19 protein-coding genes are annotated in these 15,200 nt (G+C 66.7%); 3 read left to right on the plus strand and 16 right to left on the minus strand.

What is annotated here, in order from left to right; translation table 11 throughout:
• Positions 1–46: 46 nt before the first annotated feature.
• From BM417_RS33125 to BM417_RS33145, 5 genes are all read right to left on the minus strand, one after another.
• Positions 47–868, minus strand: coding sequence for a hypothetical protein (locus BM417_RS33125; protein ID WP_093602661.1), 822 nt, complete (start codon positions 866–868; stop codon positions 47–49).
• Positions 865–1,998 (minus strand): hypothetical protein, encoded by a 1,134-nt coding sequence (locus BM417_RS33130; RefSeq protein WP_143138894.1) that lies wholly within the window; start codon positions 1,996–1,998, stop codon positions 865–867. Before BM417_RS33130 ends, BM417_RS33125 begins: the two co-directional genes overlap by 4 nt.
• 81 nt (positions 1,999–2,079) lie before the next feature.
• Positions 2,080–2,556: an SMI1/KNR4 family protein gene (locus tag BM417_RS33135; RefSeq protein ID WP_218164638.1), complete on the minus strand. Its 477-nt coding sequence runs from the start codon at positions 2,554–2,556 to the stop codon at positions 2,080–2,082.
• Positions 2,557–2,575: 19 nt separating this feature from the next.
• Complete coding sequence (locus tag BM417_RS33140; RefSeq protein ID WP_093602665.1) at positions 2,576–2,932, minus strand: CPCC family cysteine-rich protein; 357 nt, start codon at positions 2,930–2,932, stop codon at positions 2,576–2,578.
• Positions 2,933–2,942: 10 nt separating this feature from the next.
• Complete coding sequence (locus BM417_RS33145; RefSeq protein WP_218164643.1) at positions 2,943–3,560, minus strand: uracil-DNA glycosylase; 618 nt, start codon at positions 3,558–3,560, stop codon at positions 2,943–2,945.
• A 30-nt stretch (positions 3,561–3,590) separates the two neighbouring features.
• On the opposite strand from BM417_RS33145, the gene BM417_RS33150 reads away from it, so the two are divergent.
• Genes BM417_RS33150 through BM417_RS33160 form a run of 3 tightly spaced genes read left to right on the plus strand, consistent with a single transcriptional unit; the run spans position 3,591 to position 6,003 of the window.
• A complete protein-coding gene (locus BM417_RS33150) occupies positions 3,591–5,048 on the plus strand; it encodes a S10 family peptidase (RefSeq protein WP_093602667.1) in 1,458 nt (485 codons plus the stop codon).
• Positions 5,045–5,470, plus strand: a complete 426-nt coding sequence (locus tag BM417_RS33155; RefSeq protein WP_093602669.1) for a GNAT family N-acetyltransferase — start codon at positions 5,045–5,047, stop codon at positions 5,468–5,470. Before BM417_RS33150 ends, BM417_RS33155 begins: the two co-directional genes overlap by 4 nt.
• Positions 5,467–6,003, plus strand: coding sequence for a chloramphenicol phosphotransferase CPT family protein (locus tag BM417_RS33160; RefSeq protein WP_093602672.1), 537 nt, complete (start codon positions 5,467–5,469; stop codon positions 6,001–6,003). The genes BM417_RS33155 and BM417_RS33160 overlap by 4 nt, the downstream gene beginning before the upstream one ends.
• Before the next feature lie 7 nt (positions 6,004–6,010).
• Here the strand turns inward: BM417_RS33160 and BM417_RS33165 are convergent, their stop codons facing one another.
• The 11 genes from BM417_RS33165 to BM417_RS33215 all read right to left on the minus strand — a co-directional run bounded on the left by BM417_RS33165 (position 6,011) and on the right by BM417_RS33215 (position 15,198).
• Complete coding sequence (locus BM417_RS33165; protein ID WP_093602674.1) at positions 6,011–6,448, minus strand: hypothetical protein; 438 nt, start codon at positions 6,446–6,448, stop codon at positions 6,011–6,013.
• Between the two features lie 3 nt (positions 6,449–6,451).
• Positions 6,452–6,835 carry a hypothetical protein gene (locus BM417_RS33170; protein ID WP_093602676.1) on the minus strand — a complete coding sequence of 128 codons (384 nt, stop codon included), beginning with the start codon at positions 6,833–6,835 and terminating at the stop codon, positions 6,452–6,454.
• 245 nt (positions 6,836–7,080) lie between these two features.
• Entirely contained in the window at positions 7,081–8,076 is a 996-nt protein-coding gene (locus BM417_RS33175) for an ABC transporter ATP-binding protein (RefSeq protein WP_093602678.1), read from the minus strand.
• Positions 8,069–9,055, minus strand: coding sequence for an ABC transporter ATP-binding protein (locus BM417_RS33180; RefSeq protein WP_093602680.1), 987 nt, complete (start codon positions 9,053–9,055; stop codon positions 8,069–8,071). Before BM417_RS33180 ends, BM417_RS33175 begins: the two co-directional genes overlap by 8 nt.
• A 9-nt stretch (positions 9,056–9,064) precedes the next feature.
• Complete coding sequence (locus BM417_RS33185; protein ID WP_093602682.1) at positions 9,065–10,039, minus strand: ABC transporter permease; 975 nt, start codon at positions 10,037–10,039, stop codon at positions 9,065–9,067.
• Entirely contained in the window at positions 10,032–10,961 is a 930-nt protein-coding gene (locus tag BM417_RS33190; RefSeq protein WP_093602684.1) for an ABC transporter permease, read from the minus strand. The genes BM417_RS33185 and BM417_RS33190 overlap by 8 nt, the downstream gene beginning before the upstream one ends.
• A gap of 119 nt (positions 10,962–11,080) precedes the next feature.
• The gene (locus tag BM417_RS33195; protein WP_093602686.1) at positions 11,081–12,703 is read right to left on the minus strand and encodes a peptide ABC transporter substrate-binding protein; all 1,623 of its coding nucleotides are present in this window, start codon (positions 12,701–12,703) and stop codon (positions 11,081–11,083) included.
• Between the two features lie 178 nt (positions 12,704–12,881).
• Complete coding sequence (locus tag BM417_RS33200) at positions 12,882–13,823, minus strand: Ppx/GppA phosphatase family protein (protein WP_093602688.1); 942 nt, start codon at positions 13,821–13,823, stop codon at positions 12,882–12,884.
• Positions 13,824–13,832: 9 nt separating this feature from the next.
• On the minus strand, positions 13,833–14,384 hold the full coding sequence (locus BM417_RS33205; RefSeq protein WP_093602690.1) for a GNAT family N-acetyltransferase: 552 nt from the start codon (positions 14,382–14,384) through the stop codon (positions 13,833–13,835).
• Positions 14,371–14,931, minus strand: coding sequence for a GNAT family N-acetyltransferase (locus BM417_RS33210; protein WP_093602692.1), 561 nt, complete (start codon positions 14,929–14,931; stop codon positions 14,371–14,373). The genes BM417_RS33205 and BM417_RS33210 overlap by 14 nt, the downstream gene beginning before the upstream one ends.
• Before the next feature lie 111 nt (positions 14,932–15,042).
• Positions 15,043–15,198, minus strand: coding sequence for a DUF397 domain-containing protein (locus tag BM417_RS33215; RefSeq protein ID WP_093602694.1), 156 nt, complete (start codon positions 15,196–15,198; stop codon positions 15,043–15,045).
• Between the last annotated feature and the right edge of the window lie 2 nt (positions 15,199–15,200).

Raw genomic sequence — 15,200 nt, forward strand, 5'->3', positions numbered from 1 at the left:
GGAGTTGGGATGATCCTTTGGCCATCTCGCGGGTGTGACCCGCCTGCTAGCCGCGATCGAACTCGAGCAACAGCTCCTCGACCAGCGCGACCATCGACATCTTGATCTCATCAGGATCGCCGAAAACCGCCTCGGCCTCGGCGGCAAGCGTCGGAAGCAGGTCATCAGGCTCCGTCGCCAGCACGCGAAGCTCGTCGACAGCCTGCTTCGCCACCTCGCTCGACAGCTCGTTCGAGACCAAGTCCCGCAGACTCCGCGCCAATCCCGGAACATCCTTCTCGGCTCGAAGCAGGCGGAGCACGTCCAGCCCGTCCTTCGGCTTCAGCCGGTGAGGTTGCTGCTCTCGCCTCTCCGCGATCTTGATGACCTTGGAGACGACGAGTGCCGCGGGACCCGCGACCTTGATCTTGAACGATCGGGGGTCCTCGGCGTCCAGAGCGCGAATCACCCGGACGTCGTTGTCCAGCACGGCTGCTTCCAACCCAAGAGTCCTGCGAGCAGTCATCTTGTCGTTGTGCGGCGGTTGAAGGCGCGCGGATCGGTGGCTTGAGCTACCTCCGCACAGTGCTTCAGGCGCCATGAGATCGACCGCGATCCCACCGCGCCCCAGCCATCTGCCGGGCTGATCGCCCGGTACGAAGCCGGCTACGCGCATCGCGTCCACGACGGCGGGTTCATCCGCGAGTTTCCCCGGGATGAGCGCGAGGTCCGCGTCTGTCGTGGTCGGCGCGGTCGCGAAGTCGGCGGCCCCTGCGTGCAGATAGACAGCTTGCGCACCAACGAGGACGACCGCGTCTCGGTGCGCTCCCAGACCTTCGAGGGCTTCCAGCAACACAGCCCGCGCCTGGACGTACTCAGGCGAGATCATTCTTTCCAACCTGCTTCACTCGTGTCGAGCACCGTCATCAGTTGCTCGGCTTCCTCCGTCGAACGGCCCGGACCCGTCAGCAGGTCCGCCACAACCTGCGCAGGGGCGGCGTAATCGAGCCCTTCGACGCGTCGTGACCTCACGTAGACGACGTCGTCGTACGGTCGCATCACGAGCACGTTCATTCCTCGTTCGACAGACTTCAGGCCAAGTCGATCCATGAGCCCGATCGGGTCTTCGGCGTACAAGCTCAGCGAGACCAACGGCGACACAGCGGTCAAGCCTTGTGGCAAGTACGCGCGCGCGGCCGCAGAGCCCGTCAGCACGACACGCGAATCCTCGTCGCGCAACATCGCCAGCGCATGGCTCAATCCACGTGGGTCCAGGGTGGCGATAACTTCGTTGGACGCCAGGACCTTGTAGTCCCGCGACCAGCGATCGACCAACGCCCGCTTGCGCACAGCGGTCACTGCTCCGTCTTCGCCTCTCGTGATGACCGCTTCCCGATCGAGCAGTTCGAGCACCCGTGCGCTCGTGGCGGCGCCGACCTGCGCTCGCGCGGCGAGGTCTCTCACTCCGACAGGCACGGACGTCTCACACAGTTCAAGAACAACTTTTGCCGCTGCGGGCCCCCGAAGTGACTTGAGCAACCGGTCGGCCGGATCACGAAACCCACTGCGATCCGCACCTGCGCGATCGAGGAAGACGGCCGGCTGTTCAACCCGCAGACGCAGATTTCCGGTCAGATCGAACCAGCCCATGAGGTGGTGCTGTTCCGCCTGCGCACGAGTGGTCGGCGACACGAAGGGGGCGACCAGCATCAGCCCACCGATCTTGACGCCACCTTCCTCCGCGGCTTTGGCGTACTGCTTGAGCTGTTCGGCGATGCCGGCGACATCCCGCGGCACCACGACGGCCTTGCATTCGAGCAGCACGGTCGCCTTGGAGCCGTCCGGCGCCGTGATCACGAACTGGCCGTCCGGCTTGTACGCGCGGCGGAGGCCGGCCTGAATCGTCAGCACACCGGGTTCGATCGTCCAGGTCGAAGGCAGCGCGGAACGAATGGCGAGCAAGGCGGACCAGATGAGCTCAGCCTCGGTCGTTCCACGTTCAACGCCGTTCCGCGACACATGGAACATGTTAGTTTGCGGAACGCCTTTGCGAAAGCGTCCCGCCGGAACACGACCGGGTGAAGTTGATCTGCGACGTGATCAGACCTGGTCGAACGACTCGGCGGGCACCAGACCGGCGAGGAACGACCGGAAGTCGGGCGCCAGCGCCAGCTCCGACTCCCCGTCCGCGTCGAGCCAGACGACCGACGGCTCACCGGCCGGACCGCACGCGCGGTAGTCCAGCGCGATCCACCAGTGGCCGTCCCCGGTCAGCAGCACGACAGGCGACGGCAGCCCCCACTCCCCCACCAGGTAGGGCGTGTCGAGCAACGACATCGTGCGCTCCGCGGCTCCGATGCCCATCAGGCTGTCGAACGGGACGTGGTCCGGCGCCCACGAGTTCGGCTCGCTCGGGAACGCCGACCGCTCGTCGACCACGACGCCGCCGTTCCGCACGCGCAGCAGGTCCAGCAGCGCTTCCGGCAGTCGCACGCCGAGGAGCTTCTCGGCGTCGCGGACGGCCTCGTCGGTGAGCGGTGGTTGCACGCCGTATGTGCTGTCGCTCCAGAACTTCACGCGGTGCATCCTGGACAGATCAGACGGCTGGACCGGGCGGCACGTGGTCGCCGCGAACGCCACCCTCCGCCACGTAGGCGGCACGCTCGTCGTCGAGGCTGACGGGGCCGTTCGGGCCGCCTCGGACGACAGAGCTGTCGTGGTCGTCCTGACCGTCGTCCTCCCAGCCGCACTCGCGGCAGATCTCCCAGGCGGCGCGCACGGTCAGGGTCAGGTGGCCGCAACACGAGCAGGTGTACGGGCCGCCGTCCGCGGACCCGTAGACGTTCTTCATGCTGATGTACGAGCCGAACCAGGCCCCGTCCACAGGTCGTGGCGCGGGTTCGGCCCGGCGGACCAGGCTCCACCCTTCGCCTTCGACGGCTTCGTCCCCCATGGCGCGCATCCTAGACAGAGGCCCGTTTCAGCACGTCCTGAAGCATCTCCTGGGTCAGCTTCCCGGTAAACGTGTTCTGCTGCGAAACGTGGTAGCACCCGAACACCCGCAGCCCACCGAGCTCGACCTCCACCCCGTGCCCGAACTTGGGCCGCGCGGACCCCAGCAACGGCAGGAAGGCCTGCCACCCGAACGCCCCGAGCACCACCACGGACCGCAGTGACGTCATCAGCCCGAGCTCCTCGCGCAGGAACGGCGAGCACCGGTCACGTTCGGCGGGTGTCGGCTTGTTCGCGGGCGGCGCGCACCGCACCGGTGAGGCGATCCGCACGCCGTAGAGCTCCAGCCCGTCGTCCAAGGACACGGAAGTGGGCTGCGAGGCCAGGCCGACCTCGTACAACGCCCGGTACAGGAAGTCGGCGGACCGGTCGCCGGTGAACATCCGGCCCGTCCGGTTCGCCCCGTGCGCGGCGGGGGCCAGGCCCACGATGAGAAGTGAGGCGTCCAACGGCCCGAAGCTCGGTACCGGCCGGCCCCAGTAGGTCTCCGAACGGAACGCCGCGCGCTTCTCCGCGGCCACGGTCTCGCGCCACTCGACCAGGCGTGGACAGGCTCGGCAGGCCGTTATTCGATCGTCGAGTTCCGTAGTGTTGCTCCCATGTCCGAGGAGAAGACCGAAGAGAAGCCCGAGTCTCCCGCTGATGATCTGGTCACCACCCAGCACAGCATCACCGTCAAGGGCCGCGAGCTGAACTACACCGCCACCACCGGGCGGATCGTGCTCAAGGAAGAGGTGATGAAGGACGGCGTGTTCGAGGGTCACAAGCCCAAGGCCGAGGTCTTCGTCACCACCTACACACTCGACGGCGCCGACCCGCTGAAGCGGCCGGTGACGTTCGCGTTCAACGGTGGACCGGGTTCCGCCAGCGTGTGGCTGCACATGGGGCTCCTCGGGCCGCGCCGGGTCCTCAGTGGCGACGTCGGCAACCTCACCGCGCCGCCGTACGGGATCGCGGACAACGAGGAGAGCCTGCTCGCCGAGAGCGACCTCGTGTTCATCGACCCGGTGTCGACCGGGTTCTCCCGGGCCGCGCAGGGTGAGAAGCCCGGCAGCTACCACGGTTACCAGCCCGACATCGAGTCCATCGCCGAGATCATCCGGCTCTGGACCGCGCGCAACGGCCGCTGGATGTCGCCGAAGTTCCTCTGCGGCGAGTCGTACGGGACGCTCCGCGCGGCCGGCCTCGCCGAGCACCTGCAGAAGAAGTACGGCATGTACCTCAACGGGCTCATGCTCATCTCCTCGGTGCTGGACTTCGCGACGCTGGACTTCAACGAGGGTCACGACCTCGGCTACACGCTCTTCCTGCCGACGTACGCGGCGATCGCGCACTACCACGGCCTGCACGGCGACCGTCCGCTCAAGGAGGTGCTCGCCGAGGCCGAGGAGTTCGCGGTCCGCGACTACCCCTACGCACTCGCGCGCGGCAACCGCCTGAGCGACGTCGAGCGTGCCGCGACGATCGAGAAGCTCGCCCGGCTCACCGGTCTGTCCGAGGAGTACGTGGACGCGGTCGACCTGCGCATCGAGCACATCCGGTTCTTCACCGAACTGCTGCGGCGTGACCGCAGGACCGTCGGCCGCATCGACGCCCGCTTCACCGGCTGGGACACCGACTACGGCCGCGAGGGCATCTCCGCGGACCCGTCGATCGACGCGATCCTCGGCCCGTACTCCGCCGTGCTCAACCACTACCTGCACGCCGAGCTCGGCTACTCCAGCGACCTGCCGTACGAGGTCCTCGCGCGGGTCATCGAGAACTGGTCGTACAAGGAGTTCGAGGGCCGCCACGTCTCGACGGCGGGCAAGCTCTCGGCGGCGATGCGGGCGAACCCGCACCTCAAGGTGCACGTCGCGTTCGGCTGGTTCGACGGCGCCACGCCGTACTTCGCGGCCGAGCACCTGATCGCGCACCTGCAGATCCCGAAGGAGCTCACGGCGAACATCGAGTCGGCCTACTACCCGGCCGGCCACATGATGTACGTCCACGAGCCCAGCAGGATCCAGCAGTCCGAGGACCTCGCGGCATTCGTGCGGAACTCGTCCAACACGTGATCCTCGACCTGTCCGACGACACCGTCCTGCACGAGCTGTGGACGGTGCAACGGCTGGCGTACGCCGTCGAGGCCGAGATCATCGGCTTCGACGGCATTCCCCCGCTGCACGAGTCGCTCGGCGAACTCCGTGCCTGCGACGAGACCTTTCTCGGGCTCTACGACGAGGAAGGTCTCGCCGGCGCGGTGTCCTACCGGCTCGACGGGTCCACTGTGGACATCTGCCGGCTGGTCGTGCACCCGCGGGCGCATCGCCGTGGCATCGCGTCGAAGTTGCTCGACGCGGTGCCGAGCGGTCCGCAGACCGTCAGCACCGGCAGCAAGAACGAGCCCGCGCTCGCCCTGTACCGCAAGCGCGGGTTCACCGAGACCGGTACGCGCGAGGTCGCTCCAGGGGTGACGATCACGGACCTGAGCCGGTGATCATCTTCCTCAACGGGACGTCCAGCTCCGGCAAGTCGAGCATCGCCGCGGAGCTGTTGAAGGTGCTGGACACCCCGTACTTCCACCTGGCGGTCGACGCTTTCGGTGCCATGCGGTCGGTCGAGCGAACGCTGGAGCTCGACGGGCCGGCGGTGGCCGAGGTCCTGCGCCGCACGAGGGCGGGCTTCCACCGCGCCGTCGCGGGAATGGCTCAGGCGGGCAACGACCTCGTGGTCGACCACGTGCTGAGCGAGCCGTGGCGCCTTCAGGACTGCCTCACCGTCCTGGACGGCCTGGACGTCGTCTTCGTGGGCGTTCACTGCCCTCCAGACGAGCTGGAGCGGCGCGAACGGGCACGGGGCGACCGGGTGCCGGGCGTGGCGGCGAAACAGCTGCAGAACGTCCATCAGCACGGGCTCTACGACTTCGAGGTCGACACGAGCACGAACGGCCCGCGGGAGTGCGCGCTCGCCATCAAGGACTTCCTCGGCCGGGCACCCGCGCAGCGCGCCTTCGACGTGCTGCGCGGGTGAGTGAGCCCTAGGCCCACCTGGTGTCGAAGCAGTTCGCGTCCACGTAGTCGCGGACCAGCGCCGGGTCGCCGGACGAGGCCTTGGCGGCCGCGTCCCGCACGAACTGGCGTCCTGCCGTGTCGGCCTCCGGCGGGTACCGGGTCACGAGGTGTTCGATGGCGTCGAGTGCCGTGGCCGCCTGCGCCTTGTCTCCCCGTGTGACCGCCGCGTCCCACGAGCGATACCAGGCACAGGTGTTCGCGACCGCCAGCGCCTGGCGTGCGAAGCCCTGCTCACCCTGGGCCGGCGCCGTCGCCTTGATCAGCGCCTCCAGGTCGGGCCGGACGTCCGACGGCCATTTCATCGCCGAATAGAGCGAACGCACCTCGTCCGGATATCCGGCGGGCTCTGCCGCGCTCGCACCACACCCCGCGGCGAACAACACCAGCAGGAGAACGAACCGCATTTCTCAGCTCACGTTCCAGCGGACGTTGCCGTTCCAGGTGTCCGTGGAGTTGCTGCCGTACGACTTCGCGGAAAGGCAGAAGACCGTGCTCGCGCGGAAGCCGGAGCCGATCCGCACGTACGGCGTCGGGTCCGCGTTCTGCAGCCGCACCGCGGATCCCTCGGCCCCGCCTGAACAGCGACGCCACTTGACGTCGATCTCGGGCCCGTCGGTCTTGCGCACGTAGATGTTGCTACCGCCGACGGTCACCGTCCGCTGGGTGCCGTAGTTGACCCACTCGCCTTTCCGCAGATTTCCGGAAAGACCGCTTTCACTCGCACTGGCGGGTACGGCGGTGGCGACCAATGCGCCGATGATTCCGACCGCGACCAGGAACGTCTTCTTCATCACTGTTTCCTCCCCAGGCATCGGGAACTGAACGCGATGAAAAGTAGTGACGGCGACCTGAACCGGGATACCGCTGGACGAGCAGCGGCCGCCCAGGTCGACAGCTACTTGGATAATCACCAACTAGGCCGAGAGAGTGATGCCAAGCCACCAGCAGGGTGCCGCCGAACACCGTGAACGCTGGAAGCACCCGGAAAACGAAGGAGGGGCCACACCGACGGCGTGGCCCCTCCTCCAGATGAACATCAGACGACCGCGCGCTCCTCCGCGAAGTGGCACGCGGCGGGGTGACCGTCGTTGCGCACCACGAGCTCGGGAACCTCGGTCGCGCAGATGTCCTGCGCCTTCCAGCACCGCGTGCGGAACCGGCAGCCCGAGGGCGGGTCGATCGGCGACGGCACGTCACCCGTCAGGCGGATGACGTCGCGCCGGCCGCGCTGGGTCGGGTCCGGCACCGGCACCGCGGACAGCAGCGCCTGCGTGTACGGGTGCATCGGACGCTCGTAGATCTCTTCCTCGGTGCCGATCTCCACGATCTTGCCGAGGTACATCACCGCCACGCGGTCCGACAGGTGGCGGACCACCGACAGGTCGTGCGCGATGAAGACGTACGAGAGACCCATCTCGGACTGCAGGTCGCCCAGCAGGTTCATGACCTGCGCCTGGATCGAGACGTCCAGAGCGGACACCGGCTCGTCGCACACGATCACCTTGGGCTTCAACGCCAGAGCACGGGCGATGCCGATGCGCTGGCGCTGACCGCCGGAGAACTGGTGCGGGTACCGGTTGATGTGCTCCGGGTTGAGACCCACGGTCTCCAGCAGCTCCTGGACCTTGCGCTGCCGGTCGCCCTTGGGCGCGACCTCGGTGTGGATCTCGTAGGGCTCACCGACGATGTCGCCGACCGTCATGCGCGGGTTCAGCGACGTGTACGGGTCCTGCAGCACGATCTGGATGTCGCGGCGCAGCTTGCGCAGCTCCGCGCCCTTCATCGCGAACATGTCGCGGCCCTCGAAGCGCGCGAGGCCCGACGTCGGCGGTTCCAGGCGCATCAGCACCTGGGCCAGCGTGGACTTGCCACAACCCGATTCGCCCACGACGCCAAGGGTCTCGCCCTTGTTCAACTTGAACGAGACGCCGTCGACGGCCTTGACGTGGCCCACGGTGCGCTTGAACAGCACGCCGACGCGGACCGGGAAGTGCTTGACGAGGTTCTCGACCTCGAGGATTGGCTCAGCCACGAGCGACAACCTCCTCCGCGATGTGGCACCGGCTGGTGCGGCCCATGCCGAGGTTGTGCACGACCGGCACCTCGGTGGAGCACCTGTCGAACACGCGCGGGCAGCGCGGGTTGAACGGGCAGCCGGGTGGGATGTTGGTCAGCGACGGCGGCAGACCCTTGATGGTCTTGAGCTCCTGGCCGCGCAGGTCGACGCGCGGCAGGGACTCGAGCAGCGACTCGGTGTACGGGTGGCCCGGCGCGCGGAACAGCTCGTACACGTCGGCGTGCTCGACGATGCGGCCCGCGTACATGACCGAGATCCGGTCCGCGACGTCGGCGACGACGCCGAGGTCGTGGGTGATCAGGATCATGCCCATGTCGCGTTCCTTCTGGATCTCCGCCAGCAGGTCCATGATCTGGGCCTGCACGGTGACGTCCAGCGCGGTCGTGGGCTCGTCCGCGATCAGCAGCTCCGGGTCGAGCGCCAGCGACATCGCGATCATCGCGCGCTGCCGCATACCGCCGGAGAACTGGTGCGGGTAGTCCGAGACGCGACCCTTGGCGTTCGGGATCTTCACCTGGTCGAGCAGCTCGACCGCGCGCTTGCGGGCGTCCACTTTGGACATCCCTCGGCGGACCTTGAGCTGCTCCTCGATCTGGAACCCGATGGTGAACACGGGGTTGAGCGCCGAAAGAGCGTCCTGGAAGATCATGGCGATGCCCTCGCCACGGACCTGACGCCGCTCTTCCGCCGACTGGGTCAGCAGGTCCTCACCGCGGAACTTGATCGAACCGTTGGTGATGAACCCCGGTGGCGTGTCCAGGATGCCCATGATCGTCTGGGCGGTCACGGACTTGCCGGAACCGGATTCACCCAGCACCGCAAGGGTTTCGCCCGCCGAGACGTGGTACGAAACGCCGTTGAGCACCTTCGCGACACCGTCGCGGGTGCGGAATTCCACGTGGAGATCCTCGACCTCCAGCAATGGCTGAGTCACAGGATTCCCCTATCGGGACTTGGGGTCGAGGGCGTCGCGCACGGCGTCACCGAGCATGACGAAGGCCAGCACGGTGATCGTGACGAAGCCCGCGGGGAACAGCAGCATGTGCGGAGCCGACTGGAAGTAGTCGCGCGACTCGGAGATCATCACGCCCCACGACACGACCGGCGGACGCAGGCCGATGCCGAGGAACGCCAGCGTCGCCTCGGCGCCGATGAAGGCACCCAGGGCGATCGTCGCGTACACCAGCACGGGCGCCACGGTGTTCGGCAGCAGGTGCCGGAACACGATCCGCAGCGGGGACGCACCGAGACCGCGGGCGGCCTTGACGTAGTCCTGCTGCTTCGCCACGAGCGTCGCCGAACGCATGATGCGCATGGCCACCGGCCACGACAGCACAGCGATCGAGAGCACCACCTGCGTGATGATCCGGAAGACGCCGGGGTTCTCCGTGGGCGCGTTGAGCGTCGTCAGGATGACGATCGCACCGAGCACGAACGGGATGCCGGCGAAGATGTCGCTGAAGCGCGACAACACGCTGTCGATCCACGTCTTCGCGTAGCCGGCGATGATGCCGACGGTCGACCCGATCAGCACGGTCAGCAGCGTCGCGAAGATCCCGACCAGCAGCGACGCGCGGGCGCCGTGCATCGCACGGGCGTAGACGTCGTAGCCCTGAAGGTCGTAGCCGAACCACGCGGCGCCCGAGGGCGACTGCAGCGACTTGTCGAGATCGGCGTGACGGGGGTCGACCGACGTGAACAGCGTCGGCCAGATCGCCATCAGCACGATGATCGCGATGATCACCAGCGAGATGATGAACGTGGGCTTGGTGCGCAGCTCGCCCCACGCGTCGCTCCAGAGCGAGCGCGGCTTCTTCTGCTTCTGCGACGAGTCGTCGACGTGGCTGAGCTGGTCGACTCCTGCCGCCGCGGACGCCTCGAGTCCGGTTCCGCCGGACACGGATCCTGGGTCACTCATAGCGAATCCTCGGGTCGAGAACGGCGTACAGGAGGTCGACGATCAGGCTCATCAGCAGGTAGACGAGGACCAGCAGGGTCACGATGCCCGTGACCATGATCCCTTCCTTCTCCTGGATGCCGCGGAAGATCAGGCCGCCGATGCCGTTGATGTTGAAGACGCCCTCGGTGACGATCGCGCCACCCATGAGGCTGCCGAGGTCGGTGCCGAGGAACGTGATCACCGGGATCAGGGAGTTGCGCAGCAGGTGGATGCCGACGACGCGGCTCTGCGGCTGGCCCTTGGCGATGGCCGTGCGCACGTAGTCGGCGCGCCGGTTCTCGACGATGCTCGAGCGGGTCAGCCGGGCGACGTAGGCCATCGAGAGACTGCCGAGCACGAAGCCGGGCAGGATCAGCTCGCCGAACGTCGGATCCGAACTGACCGAGGTGTCCATCAGGTCGAAGCCCTGCGGGCCGAGGTAGAGCCGCAGCACGAAACCGGTGACGAAGACCGGGAGCGAGATCAGGAACAGGGTCGAGACCAGGACCAGGTTGTCCAGGAAGCCCTGCTTGCGCAGACCCGTGAGGACACCGGCGACGATGCCGATGACCGCCTCGATGATCAGCGCGATGATGCCCATCTTGAGCGTGATCGGCCACGAGGTGGCGATCTGCTCACCGACGGAGACGCCGTTGAAGGTGGTGCCGAAGTCACCGACGAGCAGGTTGCCCAGGTACTTGAAGTACTGGATCACCAACGGGTCGTTGAGGTTGAGCTTCTGGCTCATCTCGGCGATGTAGGCCGGATCGCACGGCCGCTGGCCGCACTTGCCCGCGAAGGGGTCCTGCGGGATGGCCCAGACCAGGGCGTAGATCAGAAAAGTGGTCCCCAGGAAGACCGGTATCAGCTGCAGCAGACGGCGCAGCACATAGCGACCCATGAGGTCGGCTCCTTGCGTGGTGGGGGGCGCCCAAGGTCCTGAACACCGGTCCGGCCCCGCGCCCGTAACGCTCGAGGGACGCGGGGCCGGACGGTGTTCAGAACTCAGGTGTTAGGCAATCAGGCCTTGACGCGGAACGACTCCAGGGCGCCCTGACGCTTGAACGACATCTTGGCGTCGAGCAGGTTCTTGGAACGACCGCCGATGCCCTTCTCGTTCCAGGTCGGCATGGAGGGCAGGTCCTTGGCGATCAGGTCCTCCGCCTGCTGGTAGATCTTGATCGCCTCGTCCTCGTTGGCCGTCTGGTCGGCCTTCTTGAGGAGCGCGTCGACCTCGGGGTTCGAGTAGTTCGAGTCGTTCGACGAACCACCGGTGCGGTACAGCGGGTTGAGGAAGTTCTCGATCGACGGGTAGTCGGCCGACCAGTCCGAACGGCTCATGCCGGTCAGCTGCTTGCCGTCGACGATCTGACGGAACGCACCGAAGTTGGTGGCACCGACGAACTCGCAGTCAACACCGAGCGTCTGCTTGATGCTGTTGCACGCCGCCTCGAGCGGCTCCTTGCGGCCACCGTCCTGGTTGGACTGGATGGTCAGCTTGCCGGTGAAGCCCGACTCGGCGAAGAGCTGCTTGGCCTTCTCCGGGTTGAACTTGCAGTACTCGCCGCAGGTGTCCGCGCGGTAGCCCTTGATGCCGGGCGAGACGAAGCTGGTGGACGGCACGTACGAGCCGGCCAGCACGGTCTTCGTGATCTGCTCGCGGTTGATGGCCATCGAGACGGCCTGGCGCAGCTTGACGTTCTTGAACGCGTCGATGTACTGCGGGAACGCGATCGCGCTCTGGCCGAGCAGGTTCGCGGTCACGACGGCGTCGCCGAGGTCAGCCTTGTACTTCTCGCCGACCTTGGCCGACGGGGGCAGGGCCTCCATGAAGTCCAGCTTGCCCGCGACCAGGTCCTGGTACGCGGTCTCCTGGGAGGAGTAGATCTTGTAGTCCAAGGTCTTGAAGTGGACCTTGTCCTCGCCCTTGTAGTCGTCGAAGCGCTCCATCTTGATCAGCGCGTTCGGCGTGCGGGAGACGAACTTGAGCGGGCCGTTGCCGATCGGCTTGGCCTCGGCGGCCTTCGGGTCCGCGAAGAACGAGTCGGCCATCGGCGAGAACGGCGTGTAGCCGATCATCGTGGTGAAGACCGAGGTCGGGCCGTTGAGGGTGACCTTGAACTCGTAGTCGCCCACGAGCTCGAGACCGGACATCTTGTCCTTGGCCGGCTTGGCGTTCTCGTCGGCCGGGTGGACGTCCTCGAAGCCCGCGATCGGGGCGAAGAACGATGCCGCCTGCTGAGCGTTCGGCGCGTACGCGGCCCAGTTCCAGGCGTCGACGAAGTTCTTCGCCTTGACCTCGGTGCCGTCGTGGAACTTCCAGCCCTGCTTGATCTTGATGTTGTAGACCTTGGCGTCATCCGACTTGATCGAGTCGGCCATCAAGTTGTAGGGCGCGCCGTCTTCGGTCTTGTAGCCGACCAGCCGCGAGAACAGCGAGTCGGTGACCTTGCCACCGCCGGCCTCGGTCGTGTTGGCCGGGAACAAGGTGCTCTTGGGCTCGGTGCCGTAGATGGACACCGTGCCGTCCGGGTTGTCCTTGCCATCGGTGGCGTTGGTGCTACCGCCACCGCCGCCGCATGCGCTGAGCGTCATGGCGAGCGCGGCTGGCAAAGCCACCCACGCAACCCGTGATCGCGACATCAGTCTCTCCCGCCTTTCCCCGGCGCCGCTCCGCAGATATTGCGTGCGCGCGCCTCCCCGGGAGGTCTCGTCCACCTCCCAAAACGTGAGAGGACGTTAACCGGGGCGTCCAGTAGTACGCGCTCCGAAATCGGTCACAAAATTGTCACGATCACCTCAAGCGCACCTTAATTCGGCGCTAGACCAGCGAAAACGCGATGCCGTCGAGGATGTCGTGCTCGCTGCACACGAGCGTGCGAATTCGCGCGCGATTCTCCAGCTCCTCGGCAATCGCACGCAGTACCACCGCTCCACCGCAGATCACGTCCACTCGACCGGGGTGCATGGGTCCCAGCGAGGCACGCTCATCATGCGTCATGGAGAGGATACGGTCGGTGATTTCACGAACATTGTCAAGTGTGATGCGGGAGAGGTGAATATCGTCGCTGTTGTACACCTCCAGCCCCTGGACCAGGGCTGACAATGTCGTAACGGTGCCGGCGACCCCGATCCACGTCTTCGTCTTCTCGACGGGGACGACTTCGAAAGCCTCTTTGATCGCCGCGCGCGCAAACGCTTCCGCTTGTTCGATTTCGTCCTTCTCGGGCGGATCGGAGTGGATGAACCGCTCCGTGAGCCGCACGCAGCCGATGTCCATCGACCTCGCGGCCTCCACCTCGGCGCCCGTGCCGAAGACGAACTCGGTGCTGCCACCACCCAGATCGGTGACGAGGAAGGGTCCCTCGTCCGGGTCAAGATCGGCCACCGCGCCGAGGTAGGACAGCCTTGCCTCCTCGTCCCCGGTGATCACCTCCGCGGGCGCGCCGAGGATCGACTCGGTCATGCCGAAGAACTCGTCGCGGTTGCTCGCGTCCCGCGTGGCACTCGTGGCGACCATCCGTGCGACCTCCACGCCCTTGCGCTGCATCGTGCGCGCGTAGTCGAGAAGGGCCTGGCGCGTGCGTTCGATCGCGTCGGGGTGCAACCGCCCGGTCGCGTCCACGCCCTGCCCGAGCCGGACGATCTTCATCTCGCGATGGACGTCCCGCAGCCACGCGGTGCCGTCCTCGCGCTTCGTCACGTCCGCGATCAAGAGCCGGATCGAGTTGGTTCCGCAGTCGATGGCCGCGACCCGCGACATGGGCACTCCTCAGTGGTTCCGATGTTCTTCGGCAAGCATCGCGTACACGAAGCAGTCGGCCCACTCGCCCTTGAAGAACTCGTGGTGCCGGAAGTGCGCCTCCCTGCGCATGCCCAGCCGTTCCATCAACCGCCACGACGGCTCGTTGCGCACCTCGCACTCGGCGACGATCCGGTGCAGCCCGAGGCCCTCGAACCCGATCTCGAGCATCACCTCGGCCGCCTCCCGCGCATACCCCTTGCCCTGGAACGCGGGGTTGAAGATGTAGCCGATCTCGCCCTGCCGGTGCTCCTCGCTGCGCCACGTGACGTCGACCTCGCCGATGACGCGGCCGTCGAGCGTGACCGCGGTGGCCAGCCACTGGCCCTCCTCGGTGATCTCGCGCTGGCCGATCCACTTGGCCAGGTTCTCCGCGGCCTGCGCGCGGGTGTACGGCTCGTCGTGCAGGTAGCGGGTGACGTCGGGGAGGCTCCGGTAGGCGAAGACGTCGTCAAGATCGCTCGGCCGGAAGGGCCTGAGGACGAGACGGGCGGTCCTGATCGGATAGTCAGGCCTGAGCACGCTCGTACTCCTCTTTCAGGAGCGCGTAGACGAAGAGGTCACCCCACTCGCCCTTGAAGATCTCGTTCTGCCGGAAGTGCGCCTCCCTGCGCATGCCGAGGCGTTCCATGAGGCGCCACGACGGCTCGTTGCGCGGGTCGCACTCGGCGACGATCCGATGCAGCCCCAGGCCGTCGAACCCGAGTGCGAGCATCGCCCTGGCCGCCTCGGAGGCGTAGCCGTGGCCCTGGAAGTCGGGGTTGAGGCTGTAGCCGATCTCGCCCTGCCGGTCCTTCTCACTGCGCCACTTGAGGACGGTGCTGCCGATGACCCTGCCCGCGTCCGGCAGGTGCACGGCCAGCGCGAGCCGTTGGCCCTCCTCGGCGAGCTCGTTGTCGCTCACCAGCTTGGCCAGCAGCTCCGCGCACTCCTCACGGCTGACGGGCTCGTCGTAGAGGTAGCGGAAGACGTCCGGGCGCGAGCGGTAGGCGTGGAAGTCGTCGAGGTCGCCCGGTTCGAAGGGGCGCAGGAGGAGACGGCCGGTCTTCAGCGGGTAGTCGAGACGCACACCGGCACCATGTCAAGGATCTCGGTCCGTGCCACCCGATTTACCGGAAGCCGATCAATCGAACTGGGCTGAGTTCGCCGGGTTAACTTCGTCAGACGACGAACTTCACCCTCACGACTTCACGAGCTCGAGGAACACCGCCCAGGCCCTCGCGGAGACCGGGAGGTGGGTGGCGGGGGCCTTGCTGTCACGGATGCCGACGCCGTGCCCGACCTCGACGCAGTCACTCGCCTCAGGGCTGTAGCTGCTCTTGCGCCATTCGGACATGC

The sequence above is a fragment of the Lentzea waywayandensis genome (assembly GCF_900115955.1).
Classification (GTDB): Bacteria; Actinomycetota; Actinomycetes; order Mycobacteriales; family Pseudonocardiaceae; genus Lentzea; species Lentzea waywayandensis.